The sequence below is a fragment of the Haloferax marisrubri genome, assembly GCF_001469875.2.
GTDB classification, from domain to species: domain Archaea; phylum Halobacteriota; class Halobacteria; order Halobacteriales; family Haloferacaceae; genus Haloferax; species Haloferax marisrubri.
The window spans coordinates 505,141-522,655 of sequence record NZ_LOPW02000018.1 but is presented as its reverse complement, the minus strand read 5'-3'; the positions used below and the strand labels follow the sequence as shown (position 1 = coordinate 522,655).

Below are 17,515 nucleotides of genomic sequence, written 5' to 3'. Positions count from 1 at the left end.
CCGCCGATACCGGTGCATCGTGGTACCCCGGCACAACGTTTATCAACGCGCTCGCGGATGCTTGAGGCGTGACTCTCGAACAGCGAAACGTGCGCGACTACGGTATCGACGACGACGATTCGCTCGACACGGCGGCGATTCAGGCGGCGCTCGACGACTGCGCCGGCGAGGGCGGCGAGGTGTACCTCCCACCGGGGACGTACCGAAGCGCCCCGCTCCGCGTCGGCGACGACACGACGTTCAGACTGGCTAACGGCGCGGAACTCCGGTTCGTTCAGGACTTCACCGAGTTCCCGACGGTCGAGAGCCGCTGGGAGGGGTGGGACCAGGACGGCTTCCACCCGTGTCTCCACGTGGCCGACGCCGAGAACGTCACCATCACCGGCGAGGGCGTCATCGACGGCGGCGGCTCCTACTGGTGGGAGTTCGTGTCGTTACCGCCCGAGCAGTACCCCTCCGAACTCACCGAGCGACTCGAGGAGATTCGACGCGGCAACCAGCAGGACGAGGTGAGCACGTTCACGGTGCGCCCGCCGCTGCTCCAGATAGACGGCTGTGAGAACGTGACCGTCTCCGGCGTGACGCTCCGGAACTCCCCGTTCTGGAACACGCACGTGGTCTACTCCGACGACGTGACGATTCACGACGTCTCGATTCAGAACCCGCCGGACGCCCCGAACGGCGACGGCATCGACATCGACTCCTCGCGCTTTGTCAGGGTCAGCGACACCCACATCGACGCCGGCGACGACGCCATCTGCCTGAAGTCCGGCAAGGACGAACAGGGCCGCGAGGTCGGACGCCCGACCGAGAACGTCGTCGTGACCAACTGCACGGTCGAACACGGCCACGGAGGCGTCGTCATCGGCAGCGAGACGGCCGGCGACGTGCGGCACGTCACCGTCACGAACTGCACCTTCACCGACACCGACCGCGGCATCCGCATCAAGTCCAAGCGCGGCCGCGGCGGGACGGTCGAGGACCTCCGGTTCGACACCATCATCATGCGCCGCGTCGCCTGCCCGTTCGTCATCAACGGCTACTACCAGACGGACATCGACAGCGACCCCAAGCCCGTCACCGAGGCGACGCCGAACGTCCGCAACGTCGACTTCCACCACATCACCGCCGAGGAGGTCGAGTCGGCGGCGTTCCTCGCGGGCCTCCCCGAACAGCGGTTCGAGGGCATCTCCTTCACCGACGTGGACATCGACGCGACCCGCCCGTTCGACGCCTCGGACCTCTCGCCCGCGATGGCGAAAGGCTACGACCAGCGACACGGCGTCTTCTGTAAGTCGCTCGGCAGCGTCTCGTTCAACGACGTTCGCGTGACGGTCCCCGACGGGAGCGGGACCCCGCTGACCGCGGAAGCGAGTTCGACCGTCGTCCTCGACGGCTTCGAGGCCGCGTCCGACGAGGGGCCGGCAGTCGTGGCAGACGGCGTCGAGAACCTCCGAATCGGCGGTTGCGTCGCCCCCGACGACGGCGAAGCGTTCGCTCACGTCCGCGACGAGGGCGACGGCGAGTCCTCGGTGCTCCTCGCGGGCAACTACGGCGACATGGCCGAAGCCGTCGTCTCAGTACAGCCAGAGACGGTCGAGCGGTAGGCGACGCCCGACGAACTCGTTTTTCCGAAAAAGACGCTTCTGTGCGCTTCAGTCCCGGAGCGACGGCGCGGCGAACTGCCCGTCTTCGAACGCAATCGGCGAGGCCTCTTCGACCACGCGGAGGTCGTCGCGGTCGCGGGCCTCCTCGACGAGCGCCGGCGAGGCGTACAGCCGGTGGAGGTGCATGGTGTCGGCCGCGCGGACGACCCGGACCGTGTCGGGGTCGACGACGCCGATGGTCGACAGCGCGGCGACGACGCCCGCACGGTCGGTCTCGACGACGGGAGGGAGCTTCACGCCGCGGATGGTACTCGCGGTGAGCGCGTTGATGAGCGTCGTCTGCGCGTCCAACTCGGCGACGATGTCCTCGTGAATCACGTCTGCCGACCCGACGCCCATCGCGTTGCCGTGGGTCTTCTCGGTCAGCCCATGGGTGTAGATGCGCTTGATGTTCGGCTTCTCGGGGGCGGGCTCGTTGATGGAGAACGGCCGGCGGCCGATGACGTTCGTGTCCATCCCCTGCCCGCTAATCTCCTTGCCCTGCCGGTCGAACACGACCAAATCGAGCTCCTCGAACGGGAGCTTCGGCATCAGGTCGTACGCGGTTTCGAGCAGTTCGCGCTCGCGGTCGAGGAAGCCCGACGGGGGGACGCCCTCGATGAGCGTGGTGTCGTCGTGCTGGTCTTCCACGATGGCGACGCCGCCGACGATGGGAAGCGAGTCGAGCAGTTGCTCGGTTATCTCGGGAATCATCCGCCGGAACGACCAGTCGACGGCCCACTTGTGGGCGATTTGCGCGCCGCGCTGTTTGCCCATGCCGATGACGAGCATCTTCGACAGCCCGCTTTCGACCTCGCCGTCGAAGTCGGTGTGGGGCTTGACGCGGTTGATGGGGATGATGGCGTCCGCAGCCGCGGCGTTGGCGTCGGCGACGACGGGCACGTCGCGGTCCGGCGTGCGCCCGACCTCAACGACCTCCATGCTGGACCGAATCTCGCAACCGATTCGCTCCTCGGTGACGCCGAGTTCGTTCAGCATCTCCCGCTGTCCCTCGCCGGTCGCGCCGCCGTGGCTTCCCATCGCGGGGAAAATGAACGGCTCGTAGCCCGCCTCGGAGACGGCGTCGACGACGCCCGCGACGATGTCGGGTATGTTCGCGATACCGCGGCTTCCGACGCCGAGTGCGACTTCGCCGCCGTCGGGAACGTCCGCGAACGACAGCGCGCCGACGGCCGTCGCGGCCGCCTCCGCCACCTCGTCTGTCGGAATCGGGTTCGTCTCCCAGACCTGTTCGATGATACCTAACTCGGGGAGCGGCGGGTTGCCGCACGCTTCGAGGATAACGTCTTCCGGGACTGAGAGCCAGTCTACGGGGTTCTCGCCGTCATCTGTGTGCATGCGAAACTCGACGGCCGAGTTCGACATAAAACTGTTCGTCGGGGGGCTTTTCTACACGCTGAAGTCGTCAAGGACGACCCGGCGACCCTCCTCAGAGGACCGATAGCTCGCCTCGGTGAGTTGGACGCCGCGCGCCCCGGCGGTGAAGTCCCACGGGAACGGCTCGTCGGCGACGACGTGGCGGATGAACTTCTCCCACTGGAGTTTGAACGCGTTCTCGAACACCCGGTTGTTCGGGACGTCCGTCCAGTCTTCGTAGAAGTCGTGTTCCTTGGGCGTGTCCGGGTTCCACTCCGGTTTCGGCGTGTTCGCGTGGCCCTGCGTCTTGCAGTCGCGCAGGCCGGCGACCGCGCTTCCGTCGGTCCCGTCGACCTGAATTTCGAGGAGGTCGTCGCGGTTGACGCGGACGGCCCACGAGGAGTTGAGCTGGGCGACGATGTCGTCTTCCAGTTCCATGATGGCGTAGGCGGCGTCGTCCGCGGTCGCCTCGTACGGCTCGCCGTCCTCGTCGATTCGCTCGTCGATGTGGGTCTTCTGGAGACAGCGGACGGACTCCACCTCGCCGAACAGGTTCTCCAGCACGTAGCTCCAATGAGAGAACATGTCGTCGACGATGCCGCCGCCGTCCTCGGCGCGGTAGTTCCACGAGGGGCGCTGTGCCTCTTGCCCGTGGCCGGTGAACACCCAGTAGCCGAACTCGACGCGCACCGAGAGGATGTCGCCGAAGAAGTCCTGTTCGATGAGCCGCTGGAGCTTCAACAGCCCCGGCAGCCAGAGTTTGTCTTGGACGATACCGTGTTTCACGTCGCTCTCCTCGGCCATCCCGGCCACGTCGAGCGCGGCGCTGAGGTCGCTCGCGAGCGGTTTCTCGCAGTAGACGTGCTTCCCGGCGTCCATGGCCTTCATGACGCTGTCCGGGCGGCGGGGGGTTATCTGGGAGTCGAAGTACACCTCGTCGTCGCCGTCGAGACACGTCTCGAGGTCGGGGTCGACGGTCCAGCGGTCGATGCCGTGTTCCTCGCTCAGTTCGCGGAGTTTGCGCTCGTTGCGGCCGACGAGAATCGGGTCCGGCATGACTCGCTCCCCGCTGGGGAGTTCCACGCCGCCCTCCTCGCGTAGCGCGACGATAGAGCGGATGAGATGCTGATTCGTTCCCATCCGGCCGGTCACGCCGTTCATGATGATACCTAGCTCTTGCATGGGCTGACTCGTTGCACCAATCTGCTGGTCGGAGTGTAATAACCTTTTGCATGGTTTCGGTTTCCGCCGTGAACGATTCGCGCGTCTGACCGTCGCCCGCACCCGTGAACCGCCGGTTCGACGCCGAATGAGAGCGCGGACTCGACGACGTGCGTGACTCGGGCGACCTCGATTCGAGCATGCCGAATTTTATAAGCACTATCCGATGTATTACAAACATATGCTTGTAATATATTGGTTTTCACCCCGCGATTTCGTCGCAGACACCGTCTCACTCGTTCGCCACTCTCGAACTTTATATACATCCGCTCCCCAATTCGGGACTGCCATAAATCATAACAATCGTTGAATATGTTGTCTGGTCGAGTGATACGCTCATGAAACCTGACAGGAGAACGTTCCTCCGCGTGCTCGGAGCCGGGAGTATCGGCGCGACGACTGCTGGCCTCTTCGGTGGCGGCGCTGCGGCCGCGACCGTGATTTCGATGCAGGGCGGCGGCGACGACATCTGGGGCACGGCCGACGCGTTCCACTACCACTACACGGAACTGAGCGGCGACTTCGACGTCGCCGTCCAGAACACCGGCATCGACAACGTCGAAAGTTGGACGAAGGCGGGCCCGATGGTCCGCGAGTCGCTCGACCCCGACTCGAAGAACGTCATGGTCCGCCGCCGCCCCAACGGCGAGGCGTCGATGCAGTACCGACCAGAAGACGGGGCCGAGACGAACAGCGTCGGCGGCACACCGGCCGACTGGCTCCGTCTCAAGCGAAGCGGTGACACGATAGAGACGTACCGCTCCACGGACGGCGAGACGTGGACCTCGATTAACACGCTCGGCGCCGACGACATCTCGCTGGGTGACAGCGTCTACGTCGGTCTGGCCGTCACCAGCCACCTCTCTGGGACGCTCGCGACGGCGACGTTCCAGAACCTCTCGGGGGTCGACCCCGACCGGAACCGAGACGTCGGCGACGTCGAAGTCGCGGGAAGCGTGGAGAGTACGGCGGGCGTCCCGCTCGTCTCGACCGGCGACGTGACCGGCATCGCCTCCGACTCGGCGACGCTCACCGGCGAACTGAGCGACCTCGGCGGTGCCGATTCCGCGGAGTGCTACTTCGAGTACCGGGAGGTCCCGACCGAAGCGTGGACCACCACGGAGTCGACCGAACGCTCCTCGCCGGGTGCGTTCAGCGTCGAGGCGGACGACCTCACGGAACGCCGCTACTACGAGGTGCGCGCGGTGGCCGACACGGCCGACGGAGACACCGCGCGAGGCGCGGTCTCCACGTTCAGCACGCCGAACCCGTCGAACAGCAAGGTCCCATCTCACGCCGGTCCGGACAGCGCGTCGCACTTCGGACCGAGCGACGGGTTCGCGGACGCGGCACCGTGGCTCGACGACGACACGCCGGTTATCGTGATAACCGAACCGACGCGCCGTCAACTCGAAAAGGCGGTCACCATCGACGGCGAGCGATTGGTCGTCTTCGAGACCAGCGGAACGGTCGACCTCGGCGTGCGCGACCTCCCGATTCCGTACGACAAGTGCTACATCGCGGGGCAGACCGCGCCCTCGCCGGGCGTCACCTTGGTCAGGGGCCGCGTGAACGTCGCGGCGAGCGACTGCGTCCTCCAGCACGTCCGGGTCCGCCTCGGCGACGCGGGAATCGAGGAGCCGACCGAGGACTGGGCGCTCGACACGGTCAACACGGCCGACGAGACGGAGAACAACGTCATCGACCACGTCTCCGCCTCGTGGAGCGTCGACGAGTGTCTCTCGGTCGGCTACGAGACCGCGGACACGACCGTCTCGAACTGCCTCGTCGCCGAGGCGCTCGACGACTCGGTCCACCCGAAGGGCGAACACGGCTACGGCTCGCTCATCGGCAACGACGCGAAGAACGTCGCCATGCTGGGGAACGTTTGGGCGTTCAACACCGACCGCCACCCCAGACTCAAGGAGGGAACCGAGAGCGTCGTCGTCAACAACGTGATGTACGACTTCGAAGACGGCACCTGGTTGGACCCCGACACCGAGGCGAGCATCGTCGGCAACGCCTACCGCCGACCCAACTCGGACAAGGCGAACGTCTTCACCGAGGACGACGTGGACACGGCCGTGGCGTACCTCGAAGACAACGTCACCGGCGGCGACGTGGCGATGGTCGATGAGAACGTGACCGTGGTCGACGAGCGACCGCTCTGGCCCGAGGGACTCACGGCGATGCCGTCGGACCGAACGTTCAAGCACGACCTCGCCAACGTCGGCGCGCGCCCGGCCGACCGGACGCCGACCGACGAACGCATCCTCGAAAACGTCGAAGGCGGAGAGAGCTACCTCGTCGACAGTCAGGAACAGGTCGGCGGCTACCCGGACCTCCCGGTCAATAGCCACGAGCTGAACGTCCCTAACGGCGGGACCCGACCGTGGCTTCGGTCGTGGTCTCGGCGGGTCGAAACGCCGCGGCGCTGACTGCGCGGGACCGACGCACCGTCCGCCGCCGACTATATTGCTTGTACCCGCATCTTTTTACACTATTTTCGGTGAACTACATGTATGGGTGCGAACATCGGATACATCGGTATTGACCACCACCACCGGGACCCCTACTTCGCCGTCGCGAGCGAGTTAGACGCGACGATTACCGCGGTCTGCGAACCCGGACGACGGGTCGACGTGGAGAACATCGCGGCGATGGACGACCGCCCCGACGAAATCACGACCGAGGGACAGGACATGGCGGACCTCGTCGGCGGCGCGGCGGTTTACGAGGACCCCCACGAACTCGTCTCCGACGCCGACATCGACGTGGCGTGGATAACCTACCGGAGCGACGAGACGCCGGCAATCATCGAGAGCGCCGTCGAGAACGGCGTTCACGTCGTCAGCGAGAAACCCATCGCTCGGACCGCCGCCGACCTCGAAGATATCGCCGACCGAGCCAACGAGCTCGGCGTGACCGTCTCGCCGACGATGTACTACCGGCGCAACCCCGTCGCGATGGCGCTCCGAGACCGGGTCTCCGAGGGCTTCTTCGGCGACGTGTGGACGCTCGACGGCCGCTTCAACGCCAGCCAGCTCTCCTACCGGGACACCGACCACTACCTCTACGACCGGGAGACGAGTCGCGGCGGCGCGCTCCAGTGGATTGGCCCGCACTGGGTCGACGTGATGCCGTGGATTCTCGACGACCCCATCGCGCGGGTGAACGCCCGGTTCCACGACGCGGTCGAGACGGACGTGGAAGCCGGGGCCGTCCTCCAGTTCGAGACCGAAAGCGGGACGCTCGGCACGTACCACACCGGCTACTACCTGAGCGACCGCGGCAAGGACACGCACCTCGGACTCTACGGCACCGAGGGACAGGCGCTGACGCCGCTGCACCACGACTCGCTGCAGCACGAACCCACGGTCCCGCTGGACATCACCTCGGAGCATCCCGACTGGACCGCCGCGCCGAAGCGGACCGTCGAGTTCGAGTTCACCTACGACCGGTTCCCGGCGTGGGGCGACTTCGTGCAGGACTACTTCGAGGACTACTTCGCAGGCTACGAGACCGGCGACGTGCCCGCGACCGTCGACGACGCCGTGCAACTCCTCCGCGTCCTCGACGCGGCGTACGAGTCCGGCGAGCGCGGCGGTTGGGTCGAAGTCGAGGGGTAACCCCGGTCGCCGCCGCCCAGACACCGTCTCGCCGAGACCGCGTCCGCTTAGTCGTTCGACCATCCTGAACTTTAAATACATAGCCGAAAATATTGAGGTATGCCAACGGATGACTCGCCCAAGACGCTCCGGACGACCGCCACCTCGATAGAGATTCTGAAGCAACTCGAAGCGATAGACGGCGCGCGAGTCTCCGAAATCGCCGAGCGGATGGACAAGCCCAAGAGCACGATTCACGGCCACCTCGCGACGCTCAAGCAGGAGCAGTTCGTCATCAAGGAGGGCGATTTCTACTTCATCGGCCCGGAACTGCTCCGGTTGGGGAACCAAGTCCGGACGCGGGAACCGGCGTTCGTCCTCGCGCGGCAGTTCACCGAGCGACTGTTCGAAGAGACCCGCCTCCGGTCGATTTTCACCGTCGAGATGGGGGGAAAGGCCGTCTTCCTGCACACCGCGTCGGGGAGTAAGATGGGGTGGTCCCACGAGCAACTCGGCAACCGACTGTTCCTGCACAACACCGCCGTCGGAAAGGCGATTCTCGCGGAACTCCCGGAGCCGCGCATCGAACAGATAGTCGACCGGTGGGGCCTCCCGCAGGAGACGGAAAACACCACCACCGACCGCGAGGCGCTGTTCGAGGAGTTAGAGCGCGTCCGCGACCAGGGCTACGCCGTCAACCGCGCCGAGAACTTCAACGAACTCTACGCTATCGGCGTCGCCGCGACGCGCCGCTCGGGCGACGTTATCGGCGGGTTCAGCGTCACGGGGCCGGCCCACTCGGTGACCGGCGAGGACAGGAAAGCCGAGCTCGCGCACACGGTCAAAGACATCGTCAGCGAGTTCGAACTGGAACTCGCGCTCGCGTGACTCGGGCGGGACCGACCCGGGTCGCTCGCCGCCGCCGACCGCTCTCCGGCCGTTCGGGACTGTCGAACATTATATATCTGCGATAGTTACAGCCGCTCTCCCCGCTGGATTATTACTGCGAATCAACAAATTACGCTCGTACGTCTGTAATATATTTTCGTAACGCGCCGCCGTGCTGAGCGAGCGTTCGGACGCAGTGACTGCACGTGCTCGATTACGCCCGGCGCAATCTCACTATCGGACAATTTACTTATTAACAATTCCATCAGAATTCAGTAATTTCTGAACACCGAGGCGTTATCTATCGACTCGCGTCCGACGGCATCCGAGAAACCACTACTCGGTCGCTGAAACGGCGAAGGCTAGCAGATAACCCGCCCGGACCGATTTTCGGCTCGGGCTCTCGGCACCGGTCGACACTGCCCCGAACCGCCACGGCTCGGATCGCCACCGAGAACAATCCGTGAACGCCGAATAAACGGTCATTACGGCTCGTTCGTCTCTCTTCGTTGTCTCCCTGTACTTCGGAACCACGAATCGAGGTTCGAGATATCGTCTCGTGAAATAACACTTCTATATGTATATCGAACATTTTACTATTCTTTCGGTGTCCGCTCTCGAAATCCGCCGTGTTCGCTCGACGGCCGCCACCTTTTCTTCCGAGGAGTCGTTACCACCGATGCTATGGGCGTGATGAGCAAGCTTCGACGGCTGCTCGGCCTCGTAGAGGGACACGAAGACGACGTCGCCAAACAGATCGGAAAGCGAACGAAGGTGAGCGAGGAGAAGGCCAAGAAAGGCATCGAGAAGGCGACTGACGCGGTCGAAAGCGGTTCTGACGGCGGCTCGGGAGACCGGAGTAGCTACTGACCGACGGTGGCGTGACGAGTCGTGACGAGCCGTGACGGGCGGCCGGCCGGGAGGGTGCCCGCACCTGCACGCGTTTCGGCGAACCACTCATACCGTTCGGCCGCGCACACGGGTTATGCCCGAATCTCGCACGCCGTCGCTCGACGGGCGAGTCTTCAAATCGGTCGCCAACGCCGAGGGTGGCGACGTCGGCGGCGACACCTACTTCTGGTTCGACCAGTCCGACGACCTGATTCACGCGACGTACCGCGGCGGAACCGTCAGGCTGGGCCACCTCGTCGGCCTCCGCCTCGACGACACGCTCGACTTCCGATACTCCCACGTCACCGAAGACGGGACGACCGCGACCGGCCACTCGACGGACCGAATCGAACGACTGGAAGACGGCCGTCTCCGCCTCCACGAGGACTGGTCGTGGGACTCGAAGCCGGGTTCCGGGACGAGCGTCCTCGAAGAACTCACCGACGAGGAGCGGACGGGGCTGGACCTGTCGCCTGACTCCTTCGACGGACGGTAGTGACGGGGCCCGTGCCTGCCTCGCCCTCGTCAATCAGCTAGGGCGCTCTCAGTCACCTGCTCGGGTACTGACGAGTGGTACACGGCGTCGCCGTCCGAATCGAACAGGTGGAGTCGGTCCGTATCGACGGCGAGTTCGACGATGTCCCCGGCCGCAATTCGGCTCCGCGGCTCGACCTTGACTCGAATCTCCTCGTCGCCGAGGCGACAGTGCAAAAGCAGTAGCTCTCCGAGCGGTTCGGTGACCGTCACCTCGGCGGTGAACGACTCTGACGCCCCGGCACGGTTCGAGACGAGGGACACGTCTTCGGGCCTGACCCCGAGCGTGAGTCCGTCGTCGTCGATGCCGTCGAGTCCGGAGCCGGCGGGAAGTGTGAGCGAAAGCCCCGGTGCCGTTGCGACGTGTTCATCCCCTCGCTGTCGGACCGACGCGGGGATGAAGTTCATCGCGGGCTCGCCGACGAACCCCGCGACGAACTGGTTCGACGGGTAGTCGTACAGCTCCTGGGGCGCAGCGACCTGCTGGAGCCTCCCGTCTTCGAGCACGGCGACCCTGTCGCCGAGCGTCATCGCCTCCGTCTGGTCGTGGGTGACGTAGACAGTCGTCGTTTCGAGGTCGCGGTGGAGCTTGAGCAACTCGGCGCGCATCTGGACCCGCAGTTTCGCGTCGAGGTTCGAAAGCGGCTCGTCCATCAGGAACACGTCCGGTTCGCGGACGAGCGCGCGGCCGATAGCGACTCGCTGTCGCTCCCCGCCCGAGAGTTCCTTCGGTTTCCGGTCGCGGAGATGCGCGATGTCGAGCGTCTCGGTGGCCTCTTCGACGCGTCGCTCGATTTCGTCGCCGGAGAACTCGCTCGCAGACTTCATGCCGAACTTCATGTTCTCGGCCGCCGTCATATGGGGGTACAGCGCGTAGTTCTGAAACACCATCGCGATGCTTCGGTCCTTCGGCGGTACCTCGTTGACGACGCGGTCGCCGATGGCGATAGAGCCGTCCGTCACCGACTCGAGGCCGGCGAGCATCCGGAGCGTCGTCGATTTCCCGCACCCCGAGGGGCCGACGACGACGAGGAACTCGCCGTCGTCGATTTCGAGGTCGATACCCTTCACGGCGCGCACGTCGTCGTACGTCTTCCGCAGGTTCTGAATCGTGATGTCTGACATGGTGAGTTCGCTATTTCTGTTGGATTGTGAGTGTCCGCAGGAGCGGTCGGTGAAGCACGATGAGCACGACGAGCGGCGGGAGCAACGCGAGGACCGCGCCGGCCATGATGAGCCCCCACTGCGTCAGCCCCGCCTGCGCGGAACCCTGGAGGTACCGAATCCCGACCTGGACGACCTGACTGCTCTTGTCGGTCACGACGACCAGCGGCCAGAGGAACTGGTTCCACGTGTAGATGAACGTGATAACGCACACCCCGGCTATCATCCCCCTCGACATCGGGATGAGCACCCTAAACAGGAAGGTGAGCGGCCCGACGCCGTCGAGGCGTGCGACCTCGACGAGCGAGGCCGAGATTCCCATGAACTGCTGGCGAAAGAGGAAGACGGCCGTCGCGCTCGCGACGTACGGCCCGGTCAACGCCAGGAGAGAGTTCGTCCAGCCGAGGTCGGCCATCAACTGGAACAGCGGGACGATTCGAACCGGCACCGGCAACAACAGCGTCAGCAGGATGAACATGAACACCGCCCGCTCGTACGGGAAGCGGTAGTAGACGAGCGCGAGCGCCGCGAACAGCGAGAGCGTGACCTTGCCGACGACGACGATGACGCTCATCACGAACGAGTTCAGCATGTACGTGCTGAAGTCGTAGTTCACGAGCGCGTCCGAGTAGTTCGAAAGCCCCTTCGACCCGAGGCCGAGGTTCGTCACCTGATACACCTCCGTCGTCGACTGCGTGCTCATGATAACCGCGAGCAACAGCGGCGACGCCATCAGGAGAATCGAGAAGACGATGCCGCCGTGCAGCAGCACGTCGTCGGGTAGTCGGTGGACGAGCCGTCTCGCGTCGATGTTCGTGGTGTCTGTTTCTGTTGCCATCTCGTTATCCTCCGTACCGCCCGTACCCCGACGCGAACCGAAGCTGGAGGTACATCAGAATCGACACGACGACGAACAGAATCACGGACTGCGCGGACGCCAGCCCGAGGCTGTTGAACTGGAAGGCGTCGCGGTAGAGCTTGAATATCAGGAAGTTCGTGGCGTCGCTGGGACCGCCGCTCGTCATCAGGTCCACGAGCGGGAACGTCGAGAAGAACGCGTATATCGTGTTCATGATGACGAGGAACGTCATGGTCGGTGCGATCATCGGCACGTACACCTTGTACAGCATCCTGAACCGACCGACACCGTCGATACGGGCGTTCTCAGTCAGTATCTCGGGGATGTTGTTCAGCGCGGCGACGATGAAGATGATGTTGTAGCCGAGCTGCTTCCAGACCGCGACGACCGCGAGTATCGCAAACGCCTGCGGGCCGTCGTTGAACCAGTCCAGCGTAAAGGGCGTCAGAAGCTCGAGGTAGTGGGTGAAGATGCCGAGGTTCGGGTGCAGGATGAAGTTCAGGAGAATCGCGGCGACCGCCGGCGGGAGCGCGTACGGCCAAATCGCGGCGACGAGATACACGGACGACCGGACGTCGACGGAGAATATCAGGTAGCCTATCAGCAGCGAGACGCCGAGCGTTCCGAAGACGACGACCGCCGCGAACGCGACCGTGATGAGGAAGCTGTACCGGTAGACGTCCGAGGTGAGCAGGCTGACGAAGTTCCCGAGCCCGGTCCACGTCTGTCGCTGTCCGAGAAACAGCGTCTCGTAGAGGCTGAGGCGGAACGTCTCGAGCGCGGGGTAGTACAGAAACGCGACGAGGACCGCCGCCGTCGGGAGTAACAACAGCGCCGCCTGAAGCGTCGAATCGTACGGTTTTGTGGCAGTAGACATGTAAATAACGTGTCGGGGGAGCCTACTCGCTCCCGTCGTAGTTGCCGTTGTAGCCGGCGAGCGCCTCGCCGACCTGCGTGTCCATCCGCGATAGCCCCTCCTCGACGCCGAGTTGGTCGTTGATGATGCTGACCGATATCTCCTCGTTGATGGACCGGGTCTTGGGGAAGACGCCCATCACCGCGCCGCGCGTCGCGGGCGTATCCTCGGTGTCCTGAAGCTGGTCGAACGCCGTGCTGAAGTTGGGGTTGTTCTCGAACCAGCCGTCGTTCGTGAGCTGGTCGATGGCGCTCTGCCGAACCGGGAAATAGCCGCTGTTGCGGTGCCAGCGCGCCTGTTGTTCGGTCTGCGTGACGTAGGCGATGAACTCGCCCGCGGCCTGCTTCTTCTCGTCGGCGAGGGCGTCGGGAACCCACAGCGACCCCCCGCCGATGACGACGCCGGTGTTCGCGCCGTCGGGGGTCGGAAGGTAGCCGGAACCGAGTTCGAAGCCGTTCTCCTTCGCCCCGGACTGCATCGAGACGATGTTCGACGTGGAGTCCCACAGCATCGGCACCTTCTGGGTGAGAAACGCCTGCCGCGCCTCTCCCCACGCCTCGATACCGGGGTTGAGATAGAGCCCGTCTTGGGCCATCTGCTTCCACCAGGAGTAGACGCTACGCCCCGCCTCGGAGTTGAAGAACGTCTGGTCGGGGCGACCGGCGCGGCCGTTTTCCTGGTTCACGAGCACCTGGTCCTGCTTCGCGAACTGCTGTTCGATCTGCATCCACGTGTGGTTCGGCCAGCTGATTCCGCTTTCCATGTCGGTCTGGTCGACGATGGTCTGTGCGGCCTGCCGGACTTCCGCGAGGCTCCGCGGCGGGCTTTCGGGGTCGAGTCCGGCCGCCTCGAACGCGCTCTTGTTGTACAGCATGATGGTGTTCGAGGAGTTGAACGGCATCGAGTTCAGCGTCCCGTCCATGCGGTAGTAGTTCAAGACCGACGGCAGGAAGTCGTCGAGGTCGATTTTGTCTTCCGGGAGAATCTCCTCGACCGGCGTGAACGAACCGCTGTCGAGCGCGAGTCGCGTCCCGACCTCGAATATCTGGACGATTCCCGGCGGGTCGCCGGCCCGCGACGCTTGCAGCGACTGATTGAGGTTCTGTCGGTAACCGCCGTTGTTGACCGCCTCGATGGTGATTCCGTCGTGCTGTTGTGAGAACTCGCTGGCCATGTCTCCCAGCGTCTGGCCGAGTTCACCCCCGAAGATATGCCAGAACGAGACGCTCACGTCTTGTGCGCCGGACGAGCCGGCCGTCGTTCCCGACTGTTCGGCGCTCCCGCTCCCACCCTCGGTTTCAGTTGGCGAGTTGCTCCCACCGGAACAGCCCGCGAGTCCCGCGACGCCGACGGCCCCCGCCGTCGCGAGGAATCCGCGTCGACTGGTTGTGCGTCCGATAGCTCGGTTCGTCGTTTCGGCTCGCTCGCCGACAGGGCCATTTTCAGGCATGTACCGGAACATATCCGAACACATAATTTAAATTTTACTATTATATCGGAAATAATTAGACATATGTTGTTCTCTGGTGTGGCTCGTACCGCTCTGATTGGGGTATAAAAAGGCGACCGACGGCCTCGGGCGTCGAGTCGGGTTCACGAGTGTGACTCCGCGGCGACGACGTCCCATCGGTCGACCGTGAGGGCGTCGACGCCGAGCGATTCGAGGGCCATCGCGGTCGCCTCGTCGTCCACGGTCCACGCGTCGACGAGTAGACCGGCGTCGTGCGCGCGCTCCACGAGATCCGTGGAGGTGCACAGGCCGTGTTCGACGTGGACGAAATCACAGCCCCGTTCTGTCGCCCACGCCAACTCCGCGGAAACGTCGTCGCGGAACGAGTAGCCGACCTCGGCCGACGTCGGCGTCTCCAGCGCGATACCGACCGCTTCGCGCGACGGCGACGAGAGGATGACCCGTTCGTCGAGCGCCTCGATGGCCGCTAAGGCGTCTTCGACGAGTTCCGGGTCGCGGGTATCGAGGTTCATGCCGGTGCCCGCGGGCCACGCCTCGACTACGCGGTCGAACCGCGGAATCGTCGCCTCCGAGCCGTCGATGCGAAGCGTCGTGAGGTCGTCGACGGCGGTTTCGGCGAGTCGACCCGAGGCCGTCGTCAGCCGCGACAGGTCGTCGTCGTGGAACGCCACCAGTTCCCCGGTGCCACAGCGCATCACGTCCACCTCGACGAGGTCGACGTGGGGCGCGGACCCCTCGATTGCGGGAATCGTGTTCTCTGGATACTGGCCCGCACAGCCTCGATGCCCGATAGTGAGCATACGACACGTCACCGACGAAGACTTATCAACTGTACTATGATTGCAACGTACTGAACAGATTACTATTGAGACAACATAGCAGTCACAATATACGAGCCCCGGCCAAGCCGGTGTATGGTTGACGACCGTTACCTGTGGACCGCGATTCGGGCGGCCGAGGTCGCCGGCGACGAGTTACGGGCCCGCTTCGAGTCGAGGTCTCGCGGGCGGTCCCGCGACCGCCCGGCGGACGAGGCCGCCGAAGAGCGCATCATCGACGTGATAGCCGCCGCGTTCCCGGACGACAACGTCGTCTCCGAGGAGGCTTCTCCGGAGTTCCGCCCGAAGCCGCGCTGGGTCATCGACCCGCTCGACGGCACGGTCAACTTCCACAACGGCGTGCCGCACTTCTCCGTCTCTATCATGTACGAGGGCGCGACGCGGCCCGACGTCGGCGTCGTCAACTACGTTCCGGCGGACCAGTTGTACGTCGCAATCGAGGGCGAAGGCGCGTTCGTCAACGGCCGGGAACTCTCGGTCTCGAACGCCGCGGAGCTATCGGACGCGCTCGTCGTGACCGGCTTCGACTCGCTGGCCCGAGCGAACGGCGACGGCGCGTATCTCGAAGCGCTCTGCGAGTCGACCCGAGGCGTTCGCCGGATGGGGTCGGCCGCCGCGGAGTTGGCGCTCGTCGCCGCCGGCCGGTTCGACGTGTACTTCGAGCAGAACCTCGATATGTGGGACACGAGGACCGGCCCGCTCCTCGTCCGCGAGGCCGGCGGCGAGGTGACGCACGTCGAAGCGATAGACGACGTGACCGGCGACACCGTCGTCGCGTCCAATCAGGCGCTCCACCGGCAGGTCATCTCGCTCATGTCTCGACACAGCGCCCTCGGGTGAGCGACGCGTCTCGGGCGGTTCAGCGGTTTGGCGGTTTGGCGGTTTGGCGATTCAACGATTCGACGGCTCGGCGGTTCGTCCGCCCCCTCAGCCGTCTCTCGCTTCTCGGCGCTTGACGGCGTCCACGTCGAAGTCGTTGACCGCGCGGTTCGGTTCGAGGCCCGCCCGCTCGACGACCTCGATGTCGGCCGCCGGCGACTGGCCGTCGGTCGTCAGGTAGTCGCCGGTGAGGACGCCGTCCGCGCCGGCCTCGAACGGCAGGTGTTGCTCGTCGGGCGCGAGATTCGCCTCCCGGCCACCGGTCAGTCGGACGCGCGCGTCGGGGTGGAGCAGTCGGTAGACGGCGACGGTCTTGACGAGTTCCGTCGTCGTGATATCCGCGTGGTCGGCGTCGCCGAGCGGCGTGCCGGGGACGGGGTTGAGCACGTTCACCGGGAGCGACTCGACGCCGATTTTCTGGAGTTCGATAGCGGCGTCGACGCGGTCCGCGGGTGTCTCACCCATCCCGAGGATGACGCCGGCACAGAGGTCCATCCCCGCGTCTTTGGCCCGGCGGAGCGTCACGAGTCGGTCCTCGAAGTCGTGGGTTCCGACCACCTCGTCGAAGTACCGCGGCGAGGTCTCGATGTTGTGGTTGTAGTGGTTCACGCCCTCCTCAGAGAGGATTCTCGCTTCCTCCTCGGTGAGCAGGCCGAGCGAGGCGTCGATTTCGACGCTCGTCTCGTCGCGGACGAGTCGAACCGCCTCCAGCACCTCCGCCCACTCGTCGGGGCGGCGCTCCTTCGAGACGCCCTTCTCGGCGACGACGATGCCGAACCGCTGTGCGCCGTCGCGCTCGGCGCGCCGCGCGGCGTCCAACACCGCCTCCGGTCCGAGGAATCCGTGCGTCTCGATACCGGTGTCGAAGTGCGCCGACTGCGCGCAGAAGCCGCAGTCCTCGGCGCAGTCGCCGGCCTTCGCGTTGACGATGGAACAGGCGTCCACGGTCCCGTCGGAGCGAACCGAGCGGACGTAATCAGCCCCCGCCGCGAGCGCCTCGACCGGTTGGGCGATGAGCGCCACGCCGTCGGTTCGGTCGAGTTCCTCGCCGTCGAGCACTCGCCGCACCGCGTCGTCGACTGTCGAATTCCCCGTCTCGTAAACCATACTTTCATTCTTGGTTGACGAGTTCAAAAACCCGTTGACCCGCCGACAGTTTGTGCGGTCGCGTCCGTCGGTCCGTGTCCCCCGCGCTGACCGCTCCGAGAGGGTTCCTGCTCTG

At 64.9% G+C, this 17,515-nt stretch carries 15 protein-coding genes; 7 read left to right on the top strand and 8 right to left on the bottom strand.

Going from position 1 to position 17,515, the window contains the following annotated elements; genetic code table 11:
* Nucleotides 1–68 precede the first annotated feature (68 nt).
* Nucleotides 69–1,607, top strand: a complete 1,539-nt coding sequence (locus AUR65_RS17345) for a glycoside hydrolase family 28 protein (RefSeq protein ID WP_058568137.1) — start codon at nt 69–71, stop codon at nt 1,605–1,607.
* Between the two features lie 48 nt (nt 1,608–1,655).
* Here AUR65_RS17345 and AUR65_RS17340 read toward each other — a convergent pair whose 3' ends face one another.
* Nucleotides 1,656–3,032: a DUF362 domain-containing protein gene (locus tag AUR65_RS17340; protein WP_058568136.1), complete on the bottom strand. Its 1,377-nt coding sequence runs from the start codon at nt 3,030–3,032 to the stop codon at nt 1,656–1,658.
* 24 nt (nt 3,033–3,056) lie between these two features.
* Complete coding sequence (locus tag AUR65_RS17335) at nt 3,057–4,205, bottom strand: Gfo/Idh/MocA family protein (RefSeq protein ID WP_058568135.1); 1,149 nt, start codon at nt 4,203–4,205, stop codon at nt 3,057–3,059.
* A 377-nt stretch (nt 4,206–4,582) separates the two neighbouring features.
* Between AUR65_RS17335 and AUR65_RS17330 the strand changes: the two genes are divergently transcribed.
* From AUR65_RS17330 to AUR65_RS17310, 5 genes are all read left to right on the top strand, one after another.
* The gene (locus AUR65_RS17330; RefSeq protein ID WP_199180634.1) at nt 4,583–6,682 is read left to right on the top strand and encodes a DUF1349 domain-containing protein; all 2,100 of its coding nucleotides are present in this window, start codon (nt 4,583–4,585) and stop codon (nt 6,680–6,682) included.
* Nucleotides 6,683–6,766: 84 nt separating this feature from the next.
* Nucleotides 6,767–7,873, top strand: coding sequence for a Gfo/Idh/MocA family protein (locus AUR65_RS17325; RefSeq protein WP_058568134.1), 1,107 nt, complete (start codon nt 6,767–6,769; stop codon nt 7,871–7,873).
* 99 nt (nt 7,874–7,972) lie between these two features.
* Nucleotides 7,973–8,740, top strand: coding sequence for an IclR family transcriptional regulator (locus AUR65_RS17320; protein ID WP_004971565.1), 768 nt, complete (start codon nt 7,973–7,975; stop codon nt 8,738–8,740).
* A 684-nt stretch (nt 8,741–9,424) separates the two neighbouring features.
* Entirely contained in the window at nt 9,425–9,610 is a 186-nt protein-coding gene (locus AUR65_RS17315) for a hypothetical protein (protein ID WP_004971567.1), read from the top strand.
* 115 nt (nt 9,611–9,725) lie between these two features.
* A complete protein-coding gene (locus AUR65_RS17310; RefSeq protein ID WP_058568133.1) occupies nt 9,726–10,127 on the top strand; it encodes a hypothetical protein in 402 nt (133 codons plus the stop codon).
* 29 nt (nt 10,128–10,156) lie between these two features.
* Here the strand turns inward: AUR65_RS17310 and AUR65_RS17305 are convergent, their stop codons facing one another.
* From AUR65_RS17305 to AUR65_RS17285, 5 genes are all read right to left on the bottom strand, one after another.
* Nucleotides 10,157–11,290 carry an ABC transporter ATP-binding protein gene (locus AUR65_RS17305; protein ID WP_058568132.1) on the bottom strand — a complete coding sequence of 378 codons (1,134 nt, stop codon included), beginning with the start codon at nt 11,288–11,290 and terminating at the stop codon, nt 10,157–10,159.
* Between the two features lie 10 nt (nt 11,291–11,300).
* On the bottom strand, nt 11,301–12,167 hold the full coding sequence (locus tag AUR65_RS17300) for a carbohydrate ABC transporter permease (protein WP_004971572.1): 867 nt from the start codon (nt 12,165–12,167) through the stop codon (nt 11,301–11,303).
* A gap of 4 nt (nt 12,168–12,171) precedes the next feature.
* Nucleotides 12,172–13,065: a carbohydrate ABC transporter permease gene (locus tag AUR65_RS17295; protein WP_049904871.1), complete on the bottom strand. Its 894-nt coding sequence runs from the start codon at nt 13,063–13,065 to the stop codon at nt 12,172–12,174.
* Nucleotides 13,066–13,087: 22 nt separating this feature from the next.
* Nucleotides 13,088–14,566 carry an ABC transporter substrate-binding protein gene (locus AUR65_RS17290; RefSeq protein WP_058568152.1) on the bottom strand — a complete coding sequence of 493 codons (1,479 nt, stop codon included), beginning with the start codon at nt 14,564–14,566 and terminating at the stop codon, nt 13,088–13,090.
* 131 nt (nt 14,567–14,697) lie between these two features.
* Entirely contained in the window at nt 14,698–15,375 is a 678-nt protein-coding gene (locus AUR65_RS17285) for a glycerophosphodiester phosphodiesterase (RefSeq protein ID WP_058568131.1), read from the bottom strand.
* A 114-nt stretch (nt 15,376–15,489) separates the two neighbouring features.
* Here AUR65_RS17285 and AUR65_RS17280 point away from each other — a divergent pair, with 114 nt between their 5' ends.
* Entirely contained in the window at nt 15,490–16,254 is a 765-nt protein-coding gene (locus AUR65_RS17280; RefSeq protein WP_058568130.1) for an inositol monophosphatase family protein, read from the top strand.
* A gap of 87 nt (nt 16,255–16,341) precedes the next feature.
* Here AUR65_RS17280 and bioB read toward each other — a convergent pair whose 3' ends face one another.
* A complete protein-coding gene (gene bioB / locus AUR65_RS17270) occupies nt 16,342–17,400 on the bottom strand; it encodes a biotin synthase BioB (protein WP_058568129.1) in 1,059 nt (352 codons plus the stop codon).
* Between the last annotated feature and the right edge of the window lie 115 nt (nt 17,401–17,515).

What these genes read in the sequence shown, in the direction of transcription:
- AUR65_RS17305 (WP_058568132.1), bottom strand. Translation starts at nt 11,290, where the DNA reads ATGTCAGACATCACGATTCAGAACCTGCGGAAGACGTACGACGACGTG.
- bioB (WP_058568129.1), bottom strand. Translation starts at nt 17,400, where the DNA reads ATGGTTTACGAGACGGGGAATTCGACAGTCGACGACGCGGTGCGGCGA.
- AUR65_RS17320 (WP_004971565.1), top strand. Translation starts at nt 7,973, where the DNA reads ATGCCAACGGATGACTCGCCCAAGACGCTCCGGACGACCGCCACCTCG.
- AUR65_RS17285 (WP_058568131.1), bottom strand. Translation starts at nt 15,375, where the DNA reads ATGCTCACTATCGGGCATCGAGGCTGTGCGGGCCAGTATCCAGAGAAC.
- AUR65_RS17290 (WP_058568152.1), bottom strand. Translation starts at nt 14,566, where the DNA reads ATGTTCCGGTACATGCCTGAAAATGGCCCTGTCGGCGAGCGAGCCGAA.
- AUR65_RS17300 (WP_004971572.1), bottom strand. Translation starts at nt 12,167, where the DNA reads ATGGCAACAGAAACAGACACCACGAACATCGACGCGAGACGGCTCGTC.
- AUR65_RS17280 (WP_058568130.1), top strand. Translation starts at nt 15,490, where the DNA reads ATGGTTGACGACCGTTACCTGTGGACCGCGATTCGGGCGGCCGAGGTC.
- AUR65_RS17335 (WP_058568135.1), bottom strand. Translation starts at nt 4,205, where the DNA reads ATGCAAGAGCTAGGTATCATCATGAACGGCGTGACCGGCCGGATGGGA.
- AUR65_RS17295 (WP_049904871.1), bottom strand. Translation starts at nt 13,065, where the DNA reads ATGTCTACTGCCACAAAACCGTACGATTCGACGCTTCAGGCGGCGCTG.
- AUR65_RS17330 (WP_199180634.1), top strand. Translation starts at nt 4,583, where the DNA reads ATGAAACCTGACAGGAGAACGTTCCTCCGCGTGCTCGGAGCCGGGAGT.
- AUR65_RS17315 (WP_004971567.1), top strand. Translation starts at nt 9,425, where the DNA reads ATGGGCGTGATGAGCAAGCTTCGACGGCTGCTCGGCCTCGTAGAGGGA.
- AUR65_RS17310 (WP_058568133.1), top strand. Translation starts at nt 9,726, where the DNA reads ATGCCCGAATCTCGCACGCCGTCGCTCGACGGGCGAGTCTTCAAATCG.
- AUR65_RS17325 (WP_058568134.1), top strand. Translation starts at nt 6,767, where the DNA reads ATGGGTGCGAACATCGGATACATCGGTATTGACCACCACCACCGGGAC.
- AUR65_RS17340 (WP_058568136.1), bottom strand. Translation starts at nt 3,032, where the DNA reads ATGTCGAACTCGGCCGTCGAGTTTCGCATGCACACAGATGACGGCGAG.